The 24,035-nt window shown below is 44.6% G+C and carries 24 protein-coding genes and 2 riboswitches; of the genes, 17 read left to right on the top strand and 7 right to left on the bottom strand.

Annotated elements, in window-relative coordinates; genetic code table 11:
• Window positions 1–85: 85 nt before the first annotated feature.
• On the bottom strand, window positions 86–298 hold the full coding sequence (locus tag BA724_RS18360; RefSeq protein WP_141719959.1) for a carboxymuconolactone decarboxylase family protein: 213 nt from the start codon (window positions 296–298) through the stop codon (window positions 86–88).
• Between the two features lie 254 nt (window positions 299–552).
• On the opposite strand from BA724_RS18360, the gene BA724_RS15530 reads away from it, so the two are divergent.
• From BA724_RS15530 to BA724_RS15520, 3 genes are all read left to right on the top strand, one after another.
• Complete coding sequence (locus tag BA724_RS15530; protein WP_069939579.1) at window positions 553–1,368, top strand: basic amino acid ABC transporter substrate-binding protein; 816 nt, start codon at window positions 553–555, stop codon at window positions 1,366–1,368.
• A 64-nt stretch (window positions 1,369–1,432) separates the two neighbouring features.
• Entirely contained in the window at window positions 1,433–2,098 is a 666-nt protein-coding gene (locus tag BA724_RS15525; protein ID WP_069939578.1) for an amino acid ABC transporter permease, read from the top strand.
• Complete coding sequence (locus BA724_RS15520; RefSeq protein ID WP_069939577.1) at window positions 2,085–2,807, top strand: amino acid ABC transporter ATP-binding protein; 723 nt, start codon at window positions 2,085–2,087, stop codon at window positions 2,805–2,807. Before BA724_RS15525 ends, BA724_RS15520 begins: the two co-directional genes overlap by 14 nt.
• Before the next feature lie 40 nt (window positions 2,808–2,847).
• Here BA724_RS15520 and BA724_RS15515 read toward each other — a convergent pair whose 3' ends face one another.
• Window positions 2,848–4,545 (bottom strand): AAA family ATPase, encoded by a 1,698-nt coding sequence (locus BA724_RS15515; protein ID WP_069939576.1) that lies wholly within the window; start codon window positions 4,543–4,545, stop codon window positions 2,848–2,850.
• A gap of 150 nt (window positions 4,546–4,695) precedes the next feature.
• Between BA724_RS15515 and BA724_RS15510 the strand changes: the two genes are divergently transcribed.
• From BA724_RS15510 to BA724_RS15480, 7 genes are all read left to right on the top strand, one after another.
• Complete coding sequence (locus tag BA724_RS15510; RefSeq protein ID WP_069939805.1) at window positions 4,696–5,133, top strand: peptidylprolyl isomerase; 438 nt, start codon at window positions 4,696–4,698, stop codon at window positions 5,131–5,133.
• A gap of 118 nt (window positions 5,134–5,251) precedes the next feature.
• A riboswitch (TPP riboswitch) is annotated at window positions 5,252–5,351 on the top strand.
• A 60-nt stretch (window positions 5,352–5,411) separates the two neighbouring features.
• A complete protein-coding gene (gene thiW / locus BA724_RS15505; RefSeq protein WP_083256258.1) occupies window positions 5,412–5,912 on the top strand; it encodes an energy coupling factor transporter S component ThiW in 501 nt (166 codons plus the stop codon).
• Entirely contained in the window at window positions 5,909–6,709 is an 801-nt protein-coding gene (thiM, locus tag BA724_RS15500) for a hydroxyethylthiazole kinase (RefSeq protein ID WP_069939575.1), read from the top strand. Before thiW ends, thiM begins: the two co-directional genes overlap by 4 nt.
• Before the next feature lies 1 nt (window position 6,710).
• Window positions 6,711–7,514, top strand: coding sequence for a bifunctional hydroxymethylpyrimidine kinase/phosphomethylpyrimidine kinase (thiD, locus tag BA724_RS15495; RefSeq protein WP_069939574.1), 804 nt, complete (start codon window positions 6,711–6,713; stop codon window positions 7,512–7,514).
• Entirely contained in the window at window positions 7,514–8,143 is a 630-nt protein-coding gene (gene thiE, locus BA724_RS15490) for a thiamine phosphate synthase (RefSeq protein ID WP_069939573.1), read from the top strand. The genes thiD and thiE overlap by 1 nt, the downstream gene beginning before the upstream one ends.
• A gap of 112 nt (window positions 8,144–8,255) precedes the next feature.
• A complete protein-coding gene (locus tag BA724_RS15485; RefSeq protein WP_069939572.1) occupies window positions 8,256–9,155 on the top strand; it encodes a diacylglycerol/lipid kinase family protein in 900 nt (299 codons plus the stop codon).
• A 105-nt stretch (window positions 9,156–9,260) separates the two neighbouring features.
• Window positions 9,261–9,767, top strand: a complete 507-nt coding sequence (locus BA724_RS15480) for a divergent PAP2 family protein (protein WP_069939571.1) — start codon at window positions 9,261–9,263, stop codon at window positions 9,765–9,767.
• A 38-nt stretch (window positions 9,768–9,805) separates the two neighbouring features.
• On the opposite strand, the gene BA724_RS15475 is transcribed toward BA724_RS15480, so the two are convergent.
• Complete coding sequence (locus tag BA724_RS15475; protein ID WP_069939570.1) at window positions 9,806–10,081, bottom strand: hypothetical protein; 276 nt, start codon at window positions 10,079–10,081, stop codon at window positions 9,806–9,808.
• Between the two features lie 174 nt (window positions 10,082–10,255).
• On the bottom strand, window positions 10,256–11,515 hold the full coding sequence (locus BA724_RS15470; RefSeq protein WP_069939569.1) for an NAD(P)-dependent malic enzyme: 1,260 nt from the start codon (window positions 11,513–11,515) through the stop codon (window positions 10,256–10,258).
• Window positions 11,516–11,767: 252 nt separating this feature from the next.
• On the opposite strand from BA724_RS15470, the gene BA724_RS19085 reads away from it, so the two are divergent.
• From BA724_RS19085 to metC, 3 genes are all read left to right on the top strand, one after another.
• Entirely contained in the window at window positions 11,768–11,899 is a 132-nt protein-coding gene (locus BA724_RS19085) for a hypothetical protein (RefSeq protein WP_281182022.1), read from the top strand.
• Window positions 11,900–11,957: 58 nt separating this feature from the next.
• Window positions 11,958–12,064, top strand: a riboswitch (SAM riboswitch).
• A 209-nt stretch (window positions 12,065–12,273) separates the two neighbouring features.
• Window positions 12,274–13,374, top strand: coding sequence for a methionine biosynthesis PLP-dependent protein (locus tag BA724_RS15465; RefSeq protein WP_069939568.1), 1,101 nt, complete (start codon window positions 12,274–12,276; stop codon window positions 13,372–13,374).
• A 5-nt stretch (window positions 13,375–13,379) separates the two neighbouring features.
• Window positions 13,380–14,525 carry a cystathionine beta-lyase gene (metC, locus tag BA724_RS15460; RefSeq protein WP_069939567.1) on the top strand — a complete coding sequence of 382 codons (1,146 nt, stop codon included), beginning with the start codon at window positions 13,380–13,382 and terminating at the stop codon, window positions 14,523–14,525.
• A gap of 43 nt (window positions 14,526–14,568) precedes the next feature.
• Here the strand turns inward: metC and BA724_RS15455 are convergent, their stop codons facing one another.
• From BA724_RS15455 to BA724_RS15445, 3 genes are all read right to left on the bottom strand, one after another.
• Window positions 14,569–14,820: a GlsB/YeaQ/YmgE family stress response membrane protein gene (locus BA724_RS15455; protein ID WP_069939566.1), complete on the bottom strand. Its 252-nt coding sequence runs from the start codon at window positions 14,818–14,820 to the stop codon at window positions 14,569–14,571.
• Between the two features lie 154 nt (window positions 14,821–14,974).
• On the bottom strand, window positions 14,975–15,403 hold the full coding sequence (locus BA724_RS15450) for an OsmC family protein (RefSeq protein WP_083256256.1): 429 nt from the start codon (window positions 15,401–15,403) through the stop codon (window positions 14,975–14,977).
• Between the two features lie 71 nt (window positions 15,404–15,474).
• Window positions 15,475–16,692 carry a NupC/NupG family nucleoside CNT transporter gene (locus tag BA724_RS15445; protein WP_069939564.1) on the bottom strand — a complete coding sequence of 406 codons (1,218 nt, stop codon included), beginning with the start codon at window positions 16,690–16,692 and terminating at the stop codon, window positions 15,475–15,477.
• A 171-nt stretch (window positions 16,693–16,863) separates the two neighbouring features.
• On the opposite strand from BA724_RS15445, the gene BA724_RS15440 reads away from it, so the two are divergent.
• The 4 genes from BA724_RS15440 to BA724_RS15425 all read left to right on the top strand — a co-directional run bounded on the left by BA724_RS15440 (window position 16,864) and on the right by BA724_RS15425 (window position 24,011).
• Entirely contained in the window at window positions 16,864–18,435 is a 1,572-nt protein-coding gene (locus BA724_RS15440) for a peptide chain release factor 3 (protein ID WP_069939563.1), read from the top strand.
• A 123-nt stretch (window positions 18,436–18,558) separates the two neighbouring features.
• Window positions 18,559–21,639, top strand: a complete 3,081-nt coding sequence (locus BA724_RS15435; RefSeq protein WP_069939562.1) for an efflux RND transporter permease subunit — start codon at window positions 18,559–18,561, stop codon at window positions 21,637–21,639.
• A gap of 245 nt (window positions 21,640–21,884) precedes the next feature.
• Window positions 21,885–22,673 carry a TerC family protein gene (locus BA724_RS15430; protein WP_069939561.1) on the top strand — a complete coding sequence of 263 codons (789 nt, stop codon included), beginning with the start codon at window positions 21,885–21,887 and terminating at the stop codon, window positions 22,671–22,673.
• A 105-nt stretch (window positions 22,674–22,778) separates the two neighbouring features.
• On the top strand, window positions 22,779–24,011 hold the full coding sequence (locus BA724_RS15425; protein WP_069939560.1) for an NAD(P)/FAD-dependent oxidoreductase: 1,233 nt from the start codon (window positions 22,779–22,781) through the stop codon (window positions 24,009–24,011).
• The last annotated feature ends 24 nt before the right edge of the window (window positions 24,012–24,035 follow it).

Genomic DNA, 24,035 nt, shown 5'->3' with positions numbered 1-24,035 from the left:
AGTGCCCGCTGGACACGGGGAAATCCGTTATACAGAAGACACTGAATAATGCATAACGCGAATTGTTCTTTCGTCAGGCCGGCGTTCAGTTCACGTTTATATGGGTGGCAAGCTGCGTATGTGCTCCTTGGATGACAAGTGATGAAATGACGATCAGCGCCCATTCTTTCCTGTCAAGATGAGAACGTCCGTCTATTCCACCGTATGTTTCAATAATCCAGCGCCTAAAATCTGGTATCACTAAGTCAAGTGGGTCGCTCATCTGGTCATCGACTGGTTTTTTCCATCCTTCATCCATTTATTCCGCAAAACGTTTAGCCCTTTTTCAAATCTATTCATTGTTCAATCCTCCTATGACACACTTATTCAGAATTAATCTGGAAATTCCTTCTTTATGCAAAATGTATTCACTTTAACGTATTATTTAAACAAATAATGGCAATATTAATGAATAATCATGCATAAAAATTAACTTTTTCTTTAAAATGATTGATATTTATGCAGGATCGAGTTATTATTTTACTATACAAAAAAAGATAAGGGGTTTTGACCATGACATATTTATTTAAAAAAGCAGCGGTTGCGATGGCCGCGAGTTGTGCATTGCTTTTAGCTGCATGCGGTGGTGGGCAAGAAGAAAGTGGAGCTGGCTCTGAAGATAAAAAAGTATTAAATGTCGGTACCGAAGCGACATTCGCACCGTTTGAATTTATGGATAAAGGAGAAGTATCCGGATTTGATGTGGATCTGCTCAATGCGGCAGCGGAAGAAGCCGGCTATGAAGTAGATATTCAAAACACAGGATGGGATGCGATGCTTGCGGGCCTTCAAAGCGGCCAGCTTGATATCGGAATGTCCGGTATTACGATCACAGACGAGCGGAAAGAAACATATGATTTCTCTGTTCCATATTTTGAATCGGTCACGATGATTGTCTACAAAGAAGGAACAAACATCGCAGCGGCTGAAGATTTAAAAGGAAAAAAAGTCGGTGTTCAAAATGGGACAACCGGCCAGTTTGCGGCGGAATCGATTATCGGCCAAAACAACAGCTCTATTTCTAAATACGAAACAGCAGCATTAATGTTCCAGGCACTTCAGAGCGGAGATGTGGAGGCGGTTGTAACAGATATTGCTGTGGCGTTAGAATATGAAAAATCCAATCCGGATGCCGGTGTTAAAACCATTACAGATGATCAATTTGCACCGGAATATTACGGCATTGCCTTCCCGAAAGGAAGCGAATATAAACCGGAATTTGACGAAGCATTAAATACGCTTTATGAAAATGGAACGTATGCTGAAATTTACAAAAAATGGTTCGAAGAAGAGCCGGATATGGAAACATTAAAACAAGCAGCACAATAAAGAAAAAATGGCTGTCCACTTTTTACCGGGCAGCCGTTTTTTATGAAAGAAAGGAGAGGGAAAAATGGATTTTCGTTTTGACATTGTAACCGATTATATGCCTTTCTTCCTAAGAGGGATGGGTATTACCATTGGCGTTTCTCTTGCCGGTGTTTTGATTGGTCTTATTCTAGGTCTTATCATAGCTCTTGGCAAAATGTCGTCTAATAAATGGATTCGTCTTCCATTTAACATTTATATTAACATTTTTAGAGGTACGCCTCTGCTCGTGCAATTATTAATTATACACTTTGGGATTGTGCCGATGTTTATGTCCCCGTCAAATCCTCTTGTATCGCTTGTTATTGGCCTTTCATTAAATTCGGCAGCCTATATTGCGGAAATTTTCCGCGCAGGTATTCAGTCGATCGATAAAGGACAAATGGAAGCAGCGAGATCGCTTGGCATGACACGTGTACAGGCAATGAAACTCGTTATTTTGCCGCAGGCGGTTAAACGGGTCATCCCGCCGCTCGGAAATGAATTTATCGTTTTGTTAAAAGAATCGTCGCTCGGTTCGGTGTTAGCCGCGCCGGAGCTTATGTATTGGGGTCGTGCTGCGGCAGGGCAGTATATTCGTGTGTGGGAGCCATACATTACGGTCGCCCTTATTTATTTAGTGCTGACGCTTTCATTAACCTATTTGATGAATTACGTTGAAAGGAGATTGAGTACCGATGATCAACGTTAAAAATTTAAAAAAATCCTTTGGTAATAATGAAGTGCTTAAAGATATTTCAGTCGATGTTGCTCCACAGGAAGTGGTTGTTGTGATCGGTCCGTCTGGGTCGGGAAAATCAACCTTTATCCGCTGTTTAAATATGCTTGAAAACATTAATGGCGGTCATGTTATGATCGACGGTAAAGATTTAACAGACAAAAAAACGAATATTAATGAAGTGCGTACGGATGTCGGCATGGTGTTTCAGCACTTTAATTTATTTCCACATAAAACTATTTTAGAAAATATTACACTTGCACCGATCAATGTACGCGGCATGAAAAAAGCGGAAGCGGAAGAAAAAGCCCGCGTGCTGCTTGCAAAAGTCGGTTTAGCCGAAAAAGCCTCTGCTTATCCGGAGTCATTATCAGGCGGCCAAAAACAGCGTGTCGCCATTGCCCGCGCACTTGCGATGGAGCCAAAAGTCATGTTGTTTGATGAGCCGACATCTGCCTTGGATCCTGAAATGGTCGGCGAAGTGCTTGAGGTGATGAAGCAGCTGGCGAGAGATGGCATGACGATGATTGTCGTTACACATGAGATGGGTTTTGCCCGTGAAGTCGGCGATCGGGTCATTTTTATGGACAACGGCTACATTGTTGAGCAAAATGAACCGAAAGCATTGTTTGATGCACCGCAACATGAACGGACAAAAGCATTTTTAAGCAAAGTACTGTAAGAAAAAGAGAGGTCTCCTTTATAACAGGAGACCTCTCTTTTTAAGTTTGATGAATGAGCGCTTCTACTTCATCACCATCAAGTGTTTCTTTCGTCATTAAATCTTCAACAAGACGGTCAAACGCATCGCGATGTTCTTTTATTAATATTTCTGACCGTTCAAGTGCCACTTCAAACAGTTCATTCATTTTCGTTTCTTTATCCGACTGGCGGAATGTAAGCGAGAAACGGTCCTGAAAAATACCGGTGTCAACCATGCGCTCTAAAATCTGTTTGGCCTGCTGCACGTCACCGCTCACGCCAATAGAATGCTCACCGAGGTAAAGGCGTTCTGCGACACCGCCCGACAAAATCATGGCAACCTGGTCGATCAATTCACTCGCGGTCGATAGGTGAAGCTCTTTTGGGACCGGGGCTACGTAACCAAGTGCCTGCCCACGCGGAATGATTGTCGCTTTACGGACCGAGCCAGGCTTTGTTAAGGCGGATACGAGGGCATGACCGGCTTCATGAATGGCCACACGACGTTTTGTAGCGGGATCTGCCAGCGGTCGTGTTGTCGTTCCAAGAATTGTGCGGTCAAGCGCGTAATCAAAATCTTTTTTCTCAATCGTATCACGGCCGCTTCGAATCGCACTGCGGCTCGCCGTTTCAAATAAGGCGGACAATTCAGCACCGGAAAAACCAACTGTCGATTCAGCTAAGTCAAGAAGCATGGCTGCAGCATTGTCGGTTAAATTTCTGCCTTTCGCATGAATATCGATAATCTCTTTTCGCCCTTTTGCATCGGGCAGCGTGACATGAAACGAGAAATCAATGCGCCCGGGACGAAGAAACGCTTCATCGAGCATATCGCGCCGGTTTGTGGCAGCGATAAACAAAAGACTGTCATTGTCGTGGCCGCCGTCAAGCTGCACAAGCAGCTCGGTCAGCGTTTTTTCTCCTTCTTCGCCGCCTTGTGCTTTTCTGCGTCCAGCCAGGGCATCGACTTCATCAATAAAGATGACGGCAGGCTTTTGTTTGCGTGCTTCTTTAAACAAGCTTCGCACGCGTGAAGCGCCGACGCCGACAAACAGCTCTGTAAAAGCGGAGCCGCTTGACGAAAAGAAGGATGCGCCAATTTCACGAGCAATCGCTTGGGCAAGCAATGTTTTACCTGTCCCCGGCGGACCATATAACAAGATGCCGCGCGGCGGTTCGATACCAAGGCGGGTAGAAAGATCTTTTTCTTTTAAAATCGACAATGTCTGTAAAATGTCTTCTTTCATTTCATCAGACAAGCCTCCGACATCTTCAAGCGTAATATCCGGAAGAGGACGTGCCTGTGAAAGGCTGTTTTTCATTGAATGAGCGACGCCAATGCCGCCTTTTTTTCGATAAAAATAAAAACCCAGCCCGGATGCGAGCAACAGAATTCCGATTAAGATCCAGTTTTCATACACTTCCGCTTTCACATATTCATAGCGGATATTGTATGTTTCATTCAATCGGTCAACCGCATTGCTTCCCGGGGAAATATAAGAAGTAAATTCGCCATTTTGTGTGGAGATATGCAGCGTACCATCAGGATGTTCCTCAAGTCCGACCACCCGGCCGCTTTCTTCTTGAATAATCGATTCTACTGATGAAAACGGAATGACGGTCGTTTTATTGGCGTCCTGTACGTACCAGAAAACGCCAGCTGCCAGCAGCAAAAAGAGAATAGCCGCTTTCCACCACACTCCGGGACGTGTCAACATAAATATCACACTCCCTTTATTAGTCTATCTTTATTATAGGAGAAAACGAGAGCAGATGAAAGCGGAAAACATTTCTACAAGACACTCTGGTTTTAAAATATGGCACTGCATGGTATGATAAAAATGATTAAAATTAAAGGAGCGATTATTTTGGCTAAAAAAGGCTATATTCAACTGAAAGATGGCGCGAAAATTAAATTTGATCTATTCCCGGAAGCAGCACCGGGCACAGTTGAAAACTTTGAAAAACTTGCAAACGAAGGATTTTATAACGGTGTAGTATTCCACCGTGTTATTCCTGGTTTCGTCAGCCAGGGCGGCGACCCGACAGGAACAGGGATGGGCGGACCCGGCTACACAATTAAATGTGAAACAGAAGGAAATCCGCACACCCACCAAGAAGGATCGCTGTCAATGGCGCATGCAGGTAAAGATACGGGCGGCAGCCAATTCTTCATCGTTCATGAGCCACAGCCACACTTAAATGGGGTTCATACCGTTTTCGGACAAGTAACGTCAGGTATTGAAGCTGTAAAAGCAATGCAAAATGGCGCAACAATGGAAAAAGTCGAAGTATTCGACGCGTAATATATGATGGCCGACTTATTGTCGGCCTTTTTTACTGCATGCTGGAGTAAATGATTCTGCTTACATATGGTTGACGAGCTGGATGAGACTGTGCAAAAATAAAACAGACAAATCAATAAAAGCCTACTGGGGGTGCCTTCGGGCTGAGAGAGGATTGTCCTTAACTCCAACGACCTGATCCGGATTATGCCGGCGGAGGGAAGTAGCAATCACTGACGAAAAACCGGATCAGCGTATTGCTGATCCGGTTTTTTTTTGCGCTAAGGGGTGCAATTTATTTGTTTACATCAAAAAAGATGGCGGCTATGAGCCTGATGGCTGCAATTGGGGTGCTGGGTGCGGCGTTTATATGGTTTCCAGCTGGAGCTGCCAGAGCGTTTCCCGTGCAGCATGCTATTAACGTGTTATCGGCCATTCTGCTTGGACCGGGACCTGCAGTTGTTATTGCCTTTTTAATTGCGGCGGTCCGGAATTTACTTGGACTTGGCACGGTATTAGCATTTCCAGGCAGTATTATTGGCGCATTGCTCGCTGGATATGCCTACAAAAAATGGAAGAAGCCGCCGTTTGCTGCGGTGGGAGAAATGATTGGTACGGGTATCATTGCTTCATTTATTTCCGTGCCGATTGCCAATCTATTTCTTGGTATGGAAGCAGCGGCTCTTGCGTTTATGCCGGCATTTCTAGTCAGCAGTGTAACCGGCTCTGTTTTAGGGCCGCTGATTGCGCTCCGCTTGAAAAAAATACGGATGTTTAACAGAAAGGACGGATTTAAATGAATAACGAATATACAGCAAAGCTGCTCGAAAAAGTAAGAAAAGAAAAACCGCTTGTTCATAATTTAACGAATACCGTGGTCACGAACTTTACGGCCAATGGCCTGCTTGCACTCGGAGCATCTCCCGTTATGGCAGATGCGGTCGAAGAAGCCGCGGATATGGCACGGATTGCGCGGGCGGTCGTTTTAAATATTGGAACACTTACTTCAGATAAAGTAGATGCGATGATTTTGGCGGGAAAAGCAGCCAATGAAAAAGGCATTCCTGTTTTGTTTGATCCGGTCGGTGCTGGTGCTACACCATACCGGACAGAAAGCGCACAGCGTATTTTATCTGAAGTAAATGTTGATATTTTACGTGGCAATGCGGGTGAAATTGCGGTGTTATGCGGCCGGACGATTCAGGTGAAAGGTGTCGATGGCGGCGGAAATGAAGATGTTCGGAAACTCGCGAAAGAAGCTGCCGCTATGCTAGGCGTCACATGTGTTATTACCGGCAAAGAGGATGTCGTTTTCGGACAGGAAGCGTACACCGTCCGAAATGGCGATCCGATTTTAACACGCGTAACGGGCACGGGCTGTCTGCTTGGATCCGTTATTGCATCGTTTTGCGCGGTTGAAAGAAACTATTCGAAAGCCGCCGCAGCAGCATTATCCTTTTATGGCGTCGCAGCAGAACGGGCAGCCGCAGTATCCGGTTTAGATCAGCCCGGAACATTTGCTGTTCAATTTTTAAATGAATTAAACCGAACGGGTCAGGAAGAAGTCATCCAAAACGGGAAAATGGAGGTGCTGTAACATGACGATTCGTAAAGCCTTAACGATTGCGGGATCGGACAGTGGCGGCGGTGCCGGCATTCAAGCAGATTTAAAAACATTTCAAGAGCTTGGCGTGTTTGGCACGTCTGCTTTGACGGCTGTAACGGCGCAAAATACGCTCGGTGTCCATGGAGTATATCCACTCACCGCCGAAGCAGTAGAAAAACAAATCGATGCGGTCCTTTCAGATATGGGTGTGGATGCGCTAAAAACAGGCATGCTTTTTTCAGCTGAAATTATCGAAGCGGCTGCTCGAAAACTACATGAGTATGAATGTCAAAATGTTATCGTTGATCCGGTCATGATTGCAAAAGGGGGCGCTTCTCTTTTGCAGGAAGAAGCAACAGAAGCATTGAAAAAAGTCCTGCTGCCACGTGCGCTTGTCGTAACGCCAAATATTCCGGAAGCGGAAGTTATCGCCGGCATGACGATTACGTCAGAAGAAGATAAAAAAGAAGCAGCGAAAATCATTGCATCATTCGGCCCCAAAAATGTTTTAATTAAAGGTGGTCATGACGAAGGAACTAAAACGATCGATTTATTATACGATGGAAAAATCTTTCACACATTTCTTGGTAAACGAATCGACACAAAAGACACGCATGGAACTGGGTGTACTTTTTCGGCAGCGATGACTGCTGCAATCGCCAAAGGCGCTTCCGTCCGTGTGGCAGCCCAAACCGCCAAGCAGTTTATTCAAGCGGCAATTGAAGATGGCCTTTATATCGGTGAAGGTCACGGTCCGACCAATCATTGGGCATATCGCCAGCGGGGTGGTAATTAATGGACAATAAGCAGTTAGCAGTCTACTTTATTGCCGGGACGCCAAATTGTCCCAAATCGATTGAACAAACGCTGGAAGAAGCGATCAAAGGCGGCATTACGATGTTTCAGTTTCGTGAAAAAGGAAAAGGAGCCCTGGTAGGGGAAGCAAAAAAAGAAACGGCTCTTCGGCTTCAATTGATATGCCGGGAAGCTGGTATTCCGTTTATTGTGAATGATGACATTGAGCTTGCGATCGAAATTGGCGCAGACGGTGTTCATATCGGACAGGAAGACAAAGCGGCATCGATCGTACGGGATAAAATAAAAGGCGGCATCGTCGGCGTATCCGTTCATACAATGGAAGAATTTGAAGAAGCGATCAAAGACGGCGCAGATTATGTTGGAACAGGTCCGATTTATGCGACAGTGACGAAAAGTGATACGCGTCCCGTAGCAGGCACATCTTTAATTCGACGCATGAAAGAGCGTTATCCTGAATTTCCGGTCGTCGGGATTGGCGGCATTACATTGGAAACCGCGGGTGCGGTTATGGAAGCAGGAGCAGATGGAGTATCAATCATTACAGCCATCAGCATGGCCGATGATCCCGCTGAAGCCGCCGCATACTTAAAAAAAGAAATGCAGTAAAGGAAAGAGGTCTCCGCAGCGGAGGCTTCTTTTTTTACAAAAGAAAAAGCAACAGGTCTTTTTTCATGATATGATGGAGAAAATCGTATTTTGGATAAGGTCGGGTGAAACGATGTACCTATTTATTGTCAACCCGTCTTCCGGAAACGGACAGGCGGTTTCATTGTGGAAAAAAGTTGAAGTAATATTAGAAAAGAAAAAAGTTCTGTATGATGTACTGATCGGCGGCTCCGAAGTATCAGCTCGTGATTTTATCTGGAACAGGATGAAAGAAGAGAATGTGAAAGCGATTGCGGTCATTGGAGGAGATGGAACGCTCAATGCCGTCCTTCCGGATCTTGTGCATTCCAACACAGCAATCGCACTGCTTCCAGCAGGCTCTGGAAATGATATCGCCCGTATGTTTGGATTGACGAAAAATCCCCGTCTTTTTGTGGAAAAGCTTTTAGCTGAGAAGCCCCAAATGCTAGACGTGCTAAAAGTAAATAATAGCTTCGGCTTAACGGTATCCGGCGTCGGACTCGATGCACAAATCGCGGGGCGGGCCGCCAAATCATTTTATAAAAAACCTTTAAACAAAGTAGGCGCTGGAGGGCTTTCTTACAAGCTTAGCGCACTTGAAACCATCCTCCGCTACAAGCCGTTTAAAAGTACAGTGACGATCGATAACGACAAGTATGTATCTGATCACACATGGATGATTGCATGCGGGAACACATCCCTGTACGGCGGCGGCCTTGTTATCTGTCCTTATGCACATCCGATTGATGGAGTGTTGGATGTAACACTCGTTCATTCCGTCAAACGAAGCCGTCTGCTTTTTCAGTTGTTTCCCCTGCTCATGAAAGGGGAGCCTGTATTGCGGACAGGGGTTACATACAAAAAAGGGAAGAATATCACCATTCAAACGAGCCGTCCCGTTCCGGTGATGATTGATGGTGAATCAATCGGCATGACACCTGCGGCTGTTTCGATTCATGAAAAAGCGATTAACATGATCATCACTACCTAATAAATCATTCATGACTGCATATAAAATTCTTTTTTGGGGTATCAAAAGAAAAGAAGATGGATTCACGGGCTTTTACAAAATCGTCCGTGGAGTGGAGGGGTATGAATGGAAAAAATGAATCGCGGCATTTTAACGGCATTATCAGCAATTGGTATTGCACAAGGGTTGAAAATTATTACTCATAAAAAAGTGAGTGGTGAATGGGACTTGAAGCAGGCTTTCACAACGGGGGGCATGCCAAGCTCCCACTCGGCAGGTGTATCAGCATTAGCTGCTTACGTAGCAGCAAATAAAGGCTGGCGACATACGGAAACGTCACTCGCCACCGTATTCGGTGTCATTGTTATGTATGATGCGCAGGGAATCCGGCGTCACACAGGAGAAATCGCTCAGCTTGTTAATGACCTTGAAGACAACCTTGCTAAATTTTCCGGCGAGTTTCCAAGTTTTGAATACGTACAGCGCGAAAAAGAGCTGAAAGAGCTTCTTGGCCATCAGCCGGTAGAAGTAGGGGCCGGTGCACTGCTCGGCGTTTTGCTGGGGGTTATATCAGCTAAAATCGAAGATGGTGTCCGAAAATCCGAACGACGCCTTATGTTAAGAGAACATTAAGAATAAACAAAAATAAAAAGCACCCGGCGGGGTGCTTTTTATTTTACTAGTTGGAATACGATATGACGGTTCATGACCGGTTTCAGCTTAAAAAGAACGTGGCTCATCACTTCTTTTTTCATAACGGCTGAAACGGCCGGCGAGAGGGTCAAAGATTGGATGAAAAGTGTTGCGCGGCGTTCGATATAGTGGATAATTTGATCTTTATAAAACAAGTCGCGCTTAGCGATTTTCCCCTCAATTTCGTTTGTAAGCTGTACAGCAAATTGCGTGACAGAATACTCGACTCCTCCGTAAAATTCAGCTACTGTCATAGCTCATTCACTCCTTCCCCCGTTCCCTATTTGTCAATACCTACTCTTACATCTTAACATAAAATTTACAAAACTTTAATACTTAGATGATATTTATTTACAATTCCTTTTTATTTATATGCTGTAAACCATTTTTTATGCACAAAAAAACCCTGATATCAGGGTTTTTTGTGTTCAATATATTGTCATAGGTTCCGGGCGTACTTGCAGAGAAGAAAGCTGATACGTTTTATGACGGATTGATTCAATCGATACGTGTTTTCTAGCCACACCTGAATCCATGGCAGCCTGGGCGACAGCAGCAGCTACTTCAGGTGCTACACGCGGGTCAAATGCGGACGGAATGATATATTCTTCGGACCGCTTGTGATCTTCTACAAGAGAAGCGATAGCATAAGCAGCTGCCATTTTCATTTCTTCATTAATATCAGAGGCGTGTGTATCAAGAGCACCTCGGAAAATGCCGGGGAAAGCCAGCACATTGTTCACTTGATTCGGAAAGTCAGAACGGCCCGTACCAATAATACGCACGCCTGCTGCTTTCGCATCTTCCGGCAATATTTCCGGATTTGGATTCGCCATAGCAAATACGATCGCATCGAGGTTCATCGTTTGAATCATCGCTGGTGTCAATGCCCCGGCAACTGAAACGCCAATGAAAACATCACTGTTTTTCACCACTTCTTCAAGTGGTCCGCTGACTTTAGCCGGATTTGTAAACGAAGCGATTTCTTCTTTGACCGGATTCATGCCGGCAGCGCGCCCGTCATAAATAGCCCCTTTGGTGTCGCACATAATGATGTTCTTCACATTAAATTGATGAAGAAGTTTTGCAATGGCGATACCGGCTGAACCTGCACCATTAATAACGATTTTTAATTCGTGAAAAGACTTATTCACGATTTTTAACGCGTTTATTAAACCGGCGACAGTAACGATAGCGGTTCCATGCTGGTCATCGTGAAAAACAGGGATGTCCATTTCCTGCTTTAATCTTTCTTCGATAATAAAGCAATTAGGCGCTTTTATATCTTCTAAATTAATGCCTCCGAAAGAAGAAGCGGTTAATTTCACCGTTTTAATAATGTCTTCAATATCATTTGTATTAATGCAGATTGGAAATGCATCAACTCCGCCGAAGTTTTTAAATAAAATCGCTTTTCCTTCCATAACGGGCAGCGAGGCATCAGCTCCAATATTTCCAAGCCCAAGAACAGCGGACCCGTCAGATACAACCGCAACCGTATTTGCTTTCATCGTATATTCATAAATTTTTTCAGCGCTTTTATGAATATCAAGGCAAGGCTCAGCTACGCCTGGTGAGTAGACTAAGCTGAGATCTTTTAAACTTGTAACCGACATTTTTGCGGTCGTTTCCAGCTTTCCTTGGTAATGGCGGTGAAGGTTAAGTGCATCCTGTCGTAAATTTGTCAATGAATTCCCTCTTCTCTCTGTTATAGTGCAGATTTGATATTTCGATTTATTTTGTAATACAGAATCGACAATATTAAAAAATTTTCTGAAAATTTATTTTTGTATTGTATCGCCTTTTTGAAGAGATGTAAATAGAATCGGGCAAAAAATGTCCCTTAAAATATTACTGACATTTTATCAGAGAAGAAAAATGCGAAGATCATTGTCGAAAGCATGACGTGGCCAAACTCTATAATTGCAGTAAATGGTACCTTGATTGAAAAAAGTACCGGGTTGATTCAATCGATTTTAAGTGCCCATGAAAAAGTCATTGATTTTATTAACAGCAATTTTGAAAGGCAGCCGAACTTCATTGCATTGATTGATAAACAATTCGTTCAATAAAAGGGTTGTCAGACGCCCTGTTTTCCTGTACATTTAAAAAATAAGAACAACTAAACAAACCTTATCAAGAGAAGCGGAGGGACTGGCCCGACGATGCTTCAGCAACCGGCCGAAAACGGCAAAGGTGCTAAATCCAGCGGACCGACACCGTCCGGAAGATGAGAAGAAGTGTAAAAACAAGCCTTCTTCCATGGGGGCTTGTTTTTTTATCGTACATTTACGGGCAGTAAGGCTTCCCTTAAGATTTTGAGTAAAAGAAAGAATACAGGTAAAGAGATCCAACTGCCCGTGAAAGTCCGATTGGTTCAACTAACCATCAGCGGGGTAAACCCCCTGCTGATGAAAGTTTCACTTTATAAAAAGGGGAGATTTTAATGACAAATATTGAAACAAAGCTTGCACAAATTGGAAACCGTACAAATAATCCGACAGGAGCGGTGAATCCGCCTGTTTATTTTTCTACCGCATACCGCCACGAAGGAATTGGCATGTCAACCGGCTACGATTACGTCCGGACTGGGAATCCGACACGCGAAGTCGTCGAAAAAGCAATTGCAGACCTTGAAGGTGCAGACGCCGGTTTTGCGTTTTCCTCCGGCATGGCGGCGATTCATACATTGCTGTCGTTGTTTGAGCCGGGCGACCATTTTTTAGTATCAGCTGACTTGTATGGAGGCACTTATCGCTTATTTGAAAAAGGCTGGAAAAAGTTCGGGCTGGATTTTACATACGAAAGCTTCGAAGATTTAACAGAAACAGAAAATCACATAACGGATCAAACAAAAGCGATTTTTCTGGAAACACCTACAAATCCGCTTATGAAAGAAACAGACATTGCGGCAGTAGCGGCATTTGCCAAGAAACACAACCTTATTTTAATTGTGGATAATACATTTTACACGCCAGTGCTGCAGCGTCCGATTGAACAAGGCGCGGATATCGTCCTCCATAGCGCAACAAAATATCTCGGTGGACACAACGATGTATTGGCGGGCTTAATCGCTGTAAAAGGGGAAGAACTCTCTGCAAAAGTATTTGAATTTCAAAACGCGATTGGTGCCGTTCTGTCACCGTTTGATTCATGGCTGCTCGCCCGCGGTATGAAAACGCTCAGCCTTCGCATGAAACAGCATAGCGAAAATGGTCAAAAAATTGCTGCGTTCCTCGAATCACATGACGACATTTTAGATGTGCTATACCCTGGGCATGGCGGAATGCTCTCGTTTCGTTTAAAGTCGGAAGAATGGGTAAATGGTTTTCTGCAAAATATGCAGCTTGTTTCCTTTGCAGAAAGCCTCGGCGGAGTGGAAAGCTTTATTACATATCCCGCAACACAGACACATATGGACATTCCTGAAGAGATCCGTATCGCAAATGGTGTCTGTAACAGGCTGCTCCGTTTCTCGATTGGCATTGAGCATGCGGACGATTTAATTACAGATCTTGCACAGGCATTTGAAAAAATGAAAGGGTGAATAAATTGAGCGATTATACATTTCAAACCAAATTATTACACAATAATCATAAATTTGATCCGAATACGGGAGCTGTCAGTGTACCGATTCAGCATGCTTCTACGTTTCATCAGTCCGATTTTGATTCATTTGGCCAGTATGATTACAGCCGGTCCGGGAATCCAACACGCGAGACGCTCGAGGCGGCCATTGCAGAATTAGAAGGAGGTGTTCGCGGCTTTGCATTTGCCTCCGGCATGGCGGCCATTTCGACGGCATTCCTTCTTCTCTCAAAAGGAGATCATGTTGTTGTAACAGAAGATGTATATGGCGGGACGTTTAGAATGGTCACGTCGGTATTAACACGCTTTGGCATTGATCATACATTTGTCGATATGACAGATCTTGATGCGGTAGCGAAAGCGATTCAGCCGAATACGAAAGTGATTTATATGGAAACGCCATCGAACCCTTTGCTAAAAGTAACGGACATTGATGGTATTGTAAAATTAGCGAAAGCGAACGGCTGTCTGACGTTTTTAGACAATACGTTTTTAACTCCGTATTTGCAGCGCCCGATTGAGCTTGGCGTGGATCTCATTTTACATAGCGCAACGAAATTTTTATCCGGACATAGTGATGTGCTGGCAGGCCTTGCGGTTGCAAAGGATGAAGAATTGGCATCAAAGTTATATGCTCTGCAAAATTCATTTGGTGCGGTGCTTGGCGTGCAGGACTGCTGGCTCGTGCTTCGAGGCTTAAAAACATTGTCAGTACGAATGGAACAATCGCAAAAGGGCGCGGCGGAAATCGCTCATTATTTGGCTTCTCACCCGAAAGTGAAAAATGTCTATTACCCTGGACTGGTTTCACATCCTGGACATGCTGTTCACTTCCGGCAATCTTCAGGCGGTGGCGCTGTTTTATCTTTTGAGCTCGAAAACGAAGACGCAGTGCGTCAGTTCAGTGCTAAAGTGAAAATCCCGGTATTTGCTGTGAGTCTTGGTGCGGTCGAATCTATTTTGTCCTATCCACCGAAAATGTCGCATGCGGCAATGCCGGACGAAGAGCGGAATAAACGTGGAATTACAGGTGGTTTGCTTCGGCTTTCTGTTGGGCTGGAGTCGCCGGATGACTTGATTCGGGATTTTGAGCAGGCATTTGGAAAATAAAAAAACGTCATCCCGGAAAGGGATGACGTTTTTTTATTGCATATTATGCGTGACGCATTTTTTTAAGAATAAAGCTGACGACCGCCACAAGAATGATGGCACCAATTAACGCGGGGATAATCGCCATACCGGCAATGTCTGGTCCCCAATCGCCGAAGATTGCGCCGCCTAGCCAAGCACCGATAATACCTGCAATGATGTTACCAATAATACCGCCTGGAATATCTTTACCTAGAATAAGTCCTGCCAGCCAGCCGATGATTCCGCCGATAATCAAGAAAATAATAAAGCCCATGATGTGTTTCCTCCTAATTAAATAATTTGTAACGCCTTGATGGTTTATGTATTCCCGATAACCGAAATATAAAACCAAAAAAGTCAATAAAAATTAATTTGAAATATTTAGACAATTTTATTCATGAAAAAAAGAAAGAGCTTAAGCCCTTTCTTTAGTATTTCCGAATTGAAAAATCACATTCACCTTCCAGCGCTTTTATAAGCGGGCACAATCCACTTGCTTCATCAATGACTCGCTGGTCCAGCAATTCATTAAAACGACCGCCATAAAATTTCACATGAAGCAGAATGCTGAGGCGATGACCGCCGCGCTCCGGATCCTTTAAAACATCCACTTGTGCAGCTACATCCGCAAACGTTTCATCGGCATGATCGTCAATGCCTGCTGCCTGCTGCACAGCGTTTTGGTAACAGGCGGCGATTGAAGCTCCAAATAATTCAAGGTAGTTTGTTCGCAGCTGTCCTTTTCCGCCTAAAATTGCCGGTGTGGTCACATCAAGATTCAGCGGTCCTTCCTCTGTATAAACATTTCCTTCTCGGCCGCCTTTTGCGTTAACGGTAACACTGTAGACAGGTTCCATCAGCCTTCGCTCCTTATCAGGTCAAATTTAATCTTTTTTCTTCTTCCCCTGATATGGAATAATCAAACAAATTAAATGAGCATACCTGCAATGGCTGCACTAAGTAATGACGCAAGTGCGCCGGCTAGCACTGCTTTTAAGCCGAGACGGGCAATATCGTTCCGGCGTGTTGGTGCTAAGTTTCCAAGTCCGCCGAGCAAAATGGCTAATGAAGAGATATTTGCAAATCCACATAGCGCAAAGCTTAGGATTGCAACTGTTTTTTCGGATAAATTTCCGATTTCCGGTGCGAAATTTGAATAAGCGACAAATTCATTAATGACCAGCTTTTGACCAATAAAGTTTCCAGCAATGACTGCTTCATTCCAAGGTACGCCAATCGCAAACGCAATTGGTGCAAAAAGGTAGCCGAGAATGAGTTCAAGAGATAACTGTTCAAAACCAACGAACCCGCCAATAAAACCGAGTAAACCGTTGATCATGGCAACAATCGCAATAAAAGCAAGAAGCATTGCCCCGATATTTAGAGCGAGCTGCAGGCCGACACTGGCTCCTTTTGCAGCGGCGTCGATTACGTTGGCCGCATCTTCATCTGATTCCATTTTAAACTCAGCCGGCTCTGGCTCATCTGATGTTTCTGGTACAAATAGTTTGGCCATAACAAGACCGGCTGGTGCGGCCATGAAACTTGCCGCGAGTAAATATTCGAGTGGAACACCAAGCAGCGAATATCCGACAAGGACGGATCCGGCAACAGAAGCGAGCCCTCCAGTCATGACCGCGAATAATTCCGATTCGGACATTTTGCTGATATAAGGTTTAATGACAAGCGGCGCCTCGGTCTGCCCAACAAAAATATTCGCCGCGGCTGACATGGATTCCGCTTTACGAGTACTGAGCAATGACGATAAAACACCGCCAATGATTTTAATGAAAAACTGCATGATTTTTAAATAGTACAATACAGAAATTAAAGCTGAGAAAAAAATAACGACCGGCAAAACATTCAACGCAAAAACATAGGTAATGCCTGATTGCTCAGAATACAACCCGCCGAATAAAAAGTTAATCCCTTCATTTGCATAGCCGATAATCGCATTAACCACTTCCGTCAGCCTAAGCATCATTTTTTGTCCGAAGTCCCATTTTAATACAATAAAAGCAAAAGCCAGCTGAAAAGCAAGCCCGCCAATCACTGTCCGCCAATTAATACGCTTTCTATTCGTTGAAAAAAGAAACCCTATGCCAAGCACGACAGCAATGCCGAAAAGTCCCCATAAAAACGTCATTTTACCTACTCCTTCAATTTTAATTACACATCCACATCTGACTAGTTTATAATTAACACCGTCGGCTCTTCAACTGTTTGAAAAAAGACGTAAAATTAAAATAATACTTACTTATGTATCTTATCTGAATAAACAGAATATAAACGTGTAAGGAAAGAAAGGAAGAACAGCATGACATCATTTAAAGAAGATGTATTATCAAGAAGAACATTTGCGATTATTTCCCACCCGGATGCCGGGAAAACAACCATGACAGAAAAATTGCTTCTATTTGGAGGCGCGATCCGCGACGCCGGGACGGTAAAAGGAAAAAAATCCGGCAAATTTGCCACATCAGACTGGATGGAAATTGAAAAGCAGCGTGGGATCTCTGTTACTTCCTCTGTAATGCAGTTTGCGTATAGCGGCTACAATGTAAACATCCTTGATACACCCGGTCACCAGGACTTCTCGGAAGATACGTACCGAACGCTCATGGCGGTTGACAGCGCGGTAATGATTGTCGACGCCGCAAAAGGAATTGAAGCGCAGACGCTCAAGCTCTTTAAAGTATGCCGGATGCGTGGTATTCCTATTTTTACATTTATAAATAAATTAGACCGTCAAGGAAAAATGCCGCTTGAACTGCTTGAAGAATTAGAAGAAGTGCTTGGCATTCAATCATATCCAATGAACTGGCCGATTGGCATGGGAAAAGAATTTTTTGGTATTTACGACCGGTACAACAAACGTGTAGAACAATTCCGGACGGAAGAAGCGGATCGTTTTTTGCCGCTTGATGAAGAGGGTCATATTGCCGTCGATCATCCGATTAAAGAATCGTCACTTTACACAGAAGCGATGGATGATATTATGCTGCTCGAGGAAGCAGGCAATGACTTCTCGCGTGAAAAAATTAACTCAGGTGAATTGTCACCGGTCTTTTTTGGCAGTGCTTTGACAAACTTCGGTGTACAGACATTTTTGGAAACATATTTGCAGTTCGCGCCCCCGCCGCAGCCGCGTGTTGCTGACGCTGGGGAAATTGACCCGCTGAATGAACAGTTTTCTGGGTTTATTTTTAAAATTCAGGCGAACATGAATCCGGCTCACCGTGACCGCATTGCGTTTTTGCGTATTTGTTCTGGTAAATTCGAGCGGGGCATGGCTGTGACGCTCGCCCGGACTGGAAAATCGACAAAAGTATCGCAGTCAACGCAATTTCTTGCGGACGACAGGAGCACTGTTAATGAAGCCGTCAGTGGGGACATTATTGGCTTGTACGATACGGGGACGTATCAAATTGGCGACACCCTTACAGGCGGCAAGCCGGTCTTTCAATACGAAAAACTGCCGCAGTTTACACCGGAACTTTTCGTGAAAGTAGCGGCGAAAAACGTCATGAAGCAAAAAAGTTTCCATAAAGGAATTGAGCAGCTTGTACAGGAAGGAGCGATCCAGATGTATAAAACGGTCCGTACAGAAGAATACATTCTCGGCGCGGTTGGACAGCTTCAATTTGAAGTGTTTGAGCATCGGATGAGCGGCGAATACAATTCAGAAGTGCGCATGGAGCCGATCGGCCAAAAGATTGCCCGCTGGATTGAAAATGAAGAAGATATTACCGATGCGATGTCTTCTTCGCGAAGCACACTTGTTCGTGACCGCCACGGGAAGCTTGTTTTCTTATTCGAAAATGATTTTGCGCTCCGCTGGTTCCAAGACAAGCATGAAAATATCCGCCTTTATAACTTAATGGGGTAATGTTTTAGGGAGTCTCTTCAGGAGGCTTCTTTTTTTGTGATAAAAAGCGTTCAATTTGGTCAGACAGCTTCTCATTCGGTATAGTAAAAGAATAGATATTTGGGAAAAAGAGGAGGAAATAGATTGAAGTTAAGCAAGTTTTCGATTGACCGGCCTGTATTTACGACGGTCATCATGTTTTTAGTCATAATTCTCGGAATTGTATCGCTTATGCGTATTCCACTAAAATTAATCCCGGATTTGAATCCGCCAATTGCGGTTGTCGTTACAACATATGAAGGTGCAGGGCCGGCGGAAGTGTCGGAAAAAGTGACCAGGCCGCTTGAAACAACCTTGTCGACACTTCCAGGCATTGAAAATATATCTTCGACGTCACAGGAAGGATCCAATTTTATTTTGCTTGAATTTTCCTGGAGCACCAATATTGACGATGTTCAAAACGATGTGCTGCAGCGGATCGGTCAAACGCCGATGCCGGAAGGGGCCGGGGAACCGCAGTTTTTAAAATTTGATCCATCGCAGTTTCCAATCATTCAGCTGTCCCTTCAGTCTGATGAAAGCGCGGATCTGGTAAGTTTAACCGAAACGCTTCAAACGGACTTGTCAGCCGTTGAAGGCGTAGCGAATGTGTCGGTAACCGGAATTACTGCGGACGAAATCGTCGTGGAACTTGATGAAGAAAAACTCGAGCAGTACGGCATTGGCCAGTCTGATGTGGTACAACTCATTCAAGCGAACAATGTTTCACTTCCAGGCAGCACAGTCCAAGCGGATGAAAAAACATTGACAACCCGAGTCATCAGCCAGCTGACGTCCTTGTCAGACATTCAGGAGCTGACCGTATCGGTAAATCCACTAACGGGAGAAAATGTGACGGTCGCTGATGTGGCAACGGTGGAGAAAAAACCGCTGAACGATACCACTATTACACGCGCCAATGAAAAGCCGGCTGTTTTGTTAAACGTTCTTCAGGAATCAAATGCCAACACAGCTGACGTGTCGGAAGGCTTTCAGGAAAAGCTGGATGAACTGATGGCGAGGGACGAGTATAAAGGCATCCAAGCAGACATTTTGTCGGACCAGGGGGACTATATCCAGCTGGCTATCGGCAATATTGCCAATTCCCTTGTGGTTGGCGGTGTGCTTGCCATGGCGGCCTTATTTTTCTTTTTGCGCAATATTCGAAGCCCGCTTATTATTGGAGTGGCCATTCCATATTCGGTTATCGTAACGTTTGTGCTTATGTTTTTGGCTGGTTTTAATTTAAATATTATGACACTTGGTGCTCTGGCTCTCGGCATCGGTATGCTTGTTGATAACGCCATTGTCGTCATTGAAAATATTTACCGTCACTTATCAATGGGAAAAGATCCGAAAACGGCTGCTTATGATGGAACAAAAGAAGTGAGCATCGCCATTACCGCATCCACTTTAACAACCGTTGCCGTTTTTTTGCCGATTATCTTTATATCGGGGATTCTCGGGCAGATTTTAAAAGAATTTGCATGGACCATTTCGTTCAGTTTACTGGCATCGCTTGTTGTGGCAGTGACCGTAATTCCAATGATGGCCAGCCGCTTTTTAACGGCGCTGCCGTCCGATGTGGAATTAAAACGACAGCAGTCACGGCCGCTCGTTTTGCTAGAAAAGGGGGTCAGGTGGTCGCTTACACACCGGGCTGCCGTTTTGGGTATTGCTTTTGTGCTGTTTGCCGGTGGTGTATTCGGGTTGACAAAAGTCGGCACACAATTTTTGCCGCCAACCGATGAGGGCTTCGTAACCGTCAGGGTTGAAACAGAAAATGGCACATCGTTTGAGGAAACCAGCAAAGTGGTTCAGGCGGTTGAAGAAGTCATGGCGGAGAAAGAAGACATTCAAGTGTATGTCAGCTTGATCGGGTCCACACAGGAAAGCTCATTCGGTGGAACAAATACGTCAAACGAGGCGGAAATGTATGTGAAAATGACCGAAGACCGCGACCAATCTATTTTTGAATTTGTTGATGAAGTTAAACCTATGGCAGAAGAAGCCGCGAAACGTGTAAATGAAACAGCGGAAGTAAGATTCAATCTGCAATCGGCATCCGGAACCGCTCCACAGACATTGACCTTTAATGTGCGGGATACGGATCCAAAACGTTTGAATGAAGCCATTGGGCCGATTCAAGCCGAAATTGAAGACATTCAAGGCGTAACAGACGTCCGGACAGACCGTGATGAAACGGTACAGGAAATTCAGATGACGGTCAACCGTGAAAAAGCGCTCGCTGCCGGACTTGCACCGGCACAGGTAGCTCAAATTGTAAACAATGCAACGCGTGGGCTGTTTGCTACGCAAGTAATCGAGGAAGAATCATCCGAAGTAAAAACGGTATATGTGCGGTATGACGAAAAAGTAACCGAAAACCTGGATGCCTTAAAACAAATGCTTGTAAAAACACCGTCGGGGAATTTTGTTTCTCTGCAGACGATTGCAGACATTAATGTGCAGGACGGGCCTGTATCGATCCGCCGTATTAAAAGTCAGGATGCGGTCCAGTTTACCGTCACGTATGCGGCGTCTGAAAATCTGGGCAGTATATCTTCGGCTGTGGATGAAAAAATCGATGGGTTGAACATGTCGGACAGTACGGTTGTTTCTTACAGCGGCGACCAGGAGCTCCTTGATAATTCAAAAGACGATATAGTGATGGCGATGATTTTGGCGATCATTCTCGTTTATATCGTTATGGCTGCGCAGTATGAATCGTTTAAATATCCATTCGTTATTATGTTTACGGTCCCGCTAGCGGTTATTGGTGTGGCTCTGTCGCTCATTTTGACGAATCTGCCGGTCAGTGTGCCAGCGGTTATCGGGATTTTGATTCTGGTCGGCATTGTGGTGACCAATGCGATTTTGCTCGTGGATTACATTTTGCAGAGGAAACAGGAAGGATATTCGGGAACGGAAGCGATTGTTCAGGCCGTCAAGGACCGGGTCCGCCCAATTTTAATGACGGCGCTCACGGCTATTCTTGGCCTGATCCCACTTGCATCCGGCATCGGCGATGGAACGGAAATCAACCAGCCGATGAGTGTAGTCGTCATTGGCGGCCTGATTTCCAGTACATTTTTGACATTGTTCGTCATTCCTGTCGTTTTCAGCTTATTTGACCGGCAGACACGAAGAAAAAAAAGTTTACAGGGCGAAGGTAAACAAGTATAATAAACATTGTAAAACAAACTGAATTTTCTTTTGACGAATAGTCGAAGGGGAGTAGCGTTAGGTGTAAACCTAAAGCAACGTCGTCATTTCGTGGATATTGTATCCATCGGCGTTGTTGGCATGAAGACGAGACATGCTCAGCGAGACCTTTGCCTGAACCATAGGCAAAGGTCTCGCTTTTTTTGTTTCTTTATTATGTCGGTTTGTGGAAAAATAATTAGAAGAAGTGGAAAGGGGAATAACCAATGGATACAGCATTATTACTTGAGTATGCCTGGGTACTCGGCGTTCTCATCATTCTTGAAGGGATTTTAGCGGCAGACAACGCGGTCGTGATGGCGGTTATGGTAAAGCATTTGCCGAAAGAAGAACAGAAAAAAGCGTTGTTTTACGGACTATTAGGGGCGTTTGTTTTCCGGGTCATGGCCTTGTTCTTAATTTCATTCCTCGTGCAGGTTTGGCAGGTGCAGGCAATTGGTGCACTTTACTTGTTCTTTATTTGCTTTAGCCACTTGTATAAAAAGTGGAAAGAACGGGATGCGGATTTGGAGGGGCACGGTGTTGAAAGAGAACTGAAAGGTTCTTCTTTCTGGATGACAGTGCTGAAAGTTGAAATAGCGGACATTGCCTTTGCGATTGACTCGATGCTTGCAGCTGTGGCGCTTGCGGTAACTCTTCCGGAAACGGGCTGGGGACAAATCGGCGGCATTGACTCTGGACAATTCCTTGTGATGTTCCTCGGCGGTTTTACTGGCGTTGTTATTATGCGTTTTGCGGCGACATGGTTTGTCCGTCTGCTTCAAAAATATCCAACGCTTGAAACAGCTGCCTTTTTAATTGTCGGCTGGGTAGGGGTGAAACTCGCTGTCTTTACATTATCCCATCCGTCACTCGCGATTCTTGATCAGCATTTCCCTGAATCAAAACCGTGGAAGCTCACATTCTGGGTTGTCCTTGTTGGCATTGCGGTGGGCGGATATCTTGTCGCCCGGGCAAAAGGTCCAGAGAAAAATATTGAAGAGCCGGGCTTATAACATAAAATTGCTCCGAACGTCACAGTTCGGAGCGGTTTTTTTATGTTTGAAAAAGAAAATTTTGGCGTATAGATAGGTATTAACGAGTGGAAAGAGGAAACTGCCATGGACTTGAAATCAGGAAATTTATACTGGACGAATACGTTTAAAGAAACACCGTCATACCCATTTGTAGAAGAGGATATGGAATGTGATGTTGTAATTATCGGTGCAGGTGTTTCAGGTGCCTGTACCGCATATGAATTAAAAGATTCCGGCCTTGATGTTATCCTTATTGATAAACGAACAGTTGCTGCCGGGAGTTCCAGTGCGAACACAGGATTACTGCAATATTCCAACGATCAGCTTCTGCATGAAGCGATTCAATCGTTCGGCAAAAAAGCGGCTGTTGACCATTATTGGCGCTGCTTTGATGCGATCAGCCGTCTGCGTGATGAAATTGTTCCATCTCTTCCAATAGACCCTGAAATGATCATGCGTGACAGCTTATTTTTTGCCACTGATGAAGACGAAATTGAAACGATTCAAAAAGAATACAGTGCATTAAAAGAAGCCGGGTTTGAGGTAGAATACCTGGAAGAGGATGAAATGAAAAAGTGGTTGCCGTTCAGCCGGGAGGCAGCGATCATCACAAAAGGGGACGCAGAAGTAAACCCGTATAAACTAACACACGGTTTGGTTAAAGCGGCGTCTGATGCAGGTGTCCGTATTTATGAGCAAACGGAAGTGTTTCTGAAAAAAGCAGGCGAGGGTGGCGTGGTCATTCGGGCGGCAGGTGGTCATCTTATCAAAGCGAAGAAAGCTATTTTTGCCCAAGGCTATGAGACACAGGAAACGATCAAAGAGAAAAATGCTGTCATTGAAAGCAGTTATGCAGTCGTAACCAATCCGATTGATGATTTATCTTTTTGGAAAGACAACGTGATGATTTGGGAATCAGCCAGACCGTATTTTTACGCACGGACAACGGCGGATAAGCGCATTGTTATGGGTGGCCTTGATGAGCCCACACCTAACCCGGATATTCGTGATCAAAAGATGATTGCCAAGAGTGATGAATTAATTAAAGAAGTTGAAAACTGGTTCCCACAGTTAAGAGGGACTATTCAGGCGGATTACGGCTGGAGCGGATCATTCGCTCACACCCACGATGGCCAGCCTATTATCGGCCAATATGACCGCGTGCCGAACAGCTATTTTTTACTTGGATATGGCGGCAATGGCATTGTATACAGCTTATTTCTTTCAAAACTGATTGTAAGGCACATTATAGGAGAAAAAGACGCCGCTTTTTCGTTTTATTCGAAAGAACGGATATACGAGCCTGAAGTCATCTAAAAAAAAGCAGTGAATCCAAATTGG

Source organism: Domibacillus iocasae (genome assembly GCF_001750285.1).
GTDB classification, from domain to species: Bacteria; Bacillota; Bacilli; order Bacillales; family Domibacillaceae; genus Domibacillus; species Domibacillus iocasae.
The sequence above is the reverse complement of the archived record's forward strand: the minus strand, read 5'-3'. Positions and strand labels throughout refer to the sequence as shown.

What these genes read in the sequence shown, in the direction of transcription:
- BA724_RS18360 (WP_141719959.1), bottom strand. Translation starts at nt 298, where the DNA reads ATGGATGAAGGATGGAAAAAACCAGTCGATGACCAGATGAGCGACCCA.
- BA724_RS15530 (WP_069939579.1), top strand. Translation starts at nt 553, where the DNA reads ATGACATATTTATTTAAAAAAGCAGCGGTTGCGATGGCCGCGAGTTGT.
- BA724_RS15525 (WP_069939578.1), top strand. Translation starts at nt 1,433, where the DNA reads ATGGATTTTCGTTTTGACATTGTAACCGATTATATGCCTTTCTTCCTA.
- BA724_RS15520 (WP_069939577.1), top strand. Translation starts at nt 2,085, where the DNA reads ATGATCAACGTTAAAAATTTAAAAAAATCCTTTGGTAATAATGAAGTG.
- BA724_RS15515 (WP_069939576.1), bottom strand. Translation starts at nt 4,545, where the DNA reads ATGTTGACACGTCCCGGAGTGTGGTGGAAAGCGGCTATTCTCTTTTTG.
- thiM (WP_069939575.1), top strand. Translation starts at nt 5,909, where the DNA reads ATGAATAACGAATATACAGCAAAGCTGCTCGAAAAAGTAAGAAAAGAA.
- thiD (WP_069939574.1), top strand. Translation starts at nt 6,711, where the DNA reads ATGACGATTCGTAAAGCCTTAACGATTGCGGGATCGGACAGTGGCGGC.
- thiE (WP_069939573.1), top strand. Translation starts at nt 7,514, where the DNA reads ATGGACAATAAGCAGTTAGCAGTCTACTTTATTGCCGGGACGCCAAAT.
- BA724_RS15485 (WP_069939572.1), top strand. Translation starts at nt 8,256, where the DNA reads ATGTACCTATTTATTGTCAACCCGTCTTCCGGAAACGGACAGGCGGTT.
- BA724_RS15480 (WP_069939571.1), top strand. Translation starts at nt 9,261, where the DNA reads ATGGAAAAAATGAATCGCGGCATTTTAACGGCATTATCAGCAATTGGT.
- BA724_RS15475 (WP_069939570.1), bottom strand. Translation starts at nt 10,081, where the DNA reads ATGACAGTAGCTGAATTTTACGGAGGAGTCGAGTATTCTGTCACGCAA.
- BA724_RS15465 (WP_069939568.1), top strand. Translation starts at nt 12,274, where the DNA reads ATGACAAATATTGAAACAAAGCTTGCACAAATTGGAAACCGTACAAAT.
- BA724_RS15455 (WP_069939566.1), bottom strand. Translation starts at nt 14,820, where the DNA reads ATGGGCTTTATTATTTTCTTGATTATCGGCGGAATCATCGGCTGGCTG.
- BA724_RS15450 (WP_083256256.1), bottom strand. Translation starts at nt 15,403, where the DNA reads ATGGAACCTGTCTACAGTGTTACCGTTAACGCAAAAGGCGGCCGAGAA.
- BA724_RS15445 (WP_069939564.1), bottom strand. Translation starts at nt 16,692, where the DNA reads ATGACGTTTTTATGGGGACTTTTCGGCATTGCTGTCGTGCTTGGCATA.
- BA724_RS15440 (WP_069939563.1), top strand. Translation starts at nt 16,864, where the DNA reads ATGACATCATTTAAAGAAGATGTATTATCAAGAAGAACATTTGCGATT.
- BA724_RS15430 (WP_069939561.1), top strand. Translation starts at nt 21,885, where the DNA reads ATGGATACAGCATTATTACTTGAGTATGCCTGGGTACTCGGCGTTCTC.
- BA724_RS15425 (WP_069939560.1), top strand. Translation starts at nt 22,779, where the DNA reads ATGGACTTGAAATCAGGAAATTTATACTGGACGAATACGTTTAAAGAA.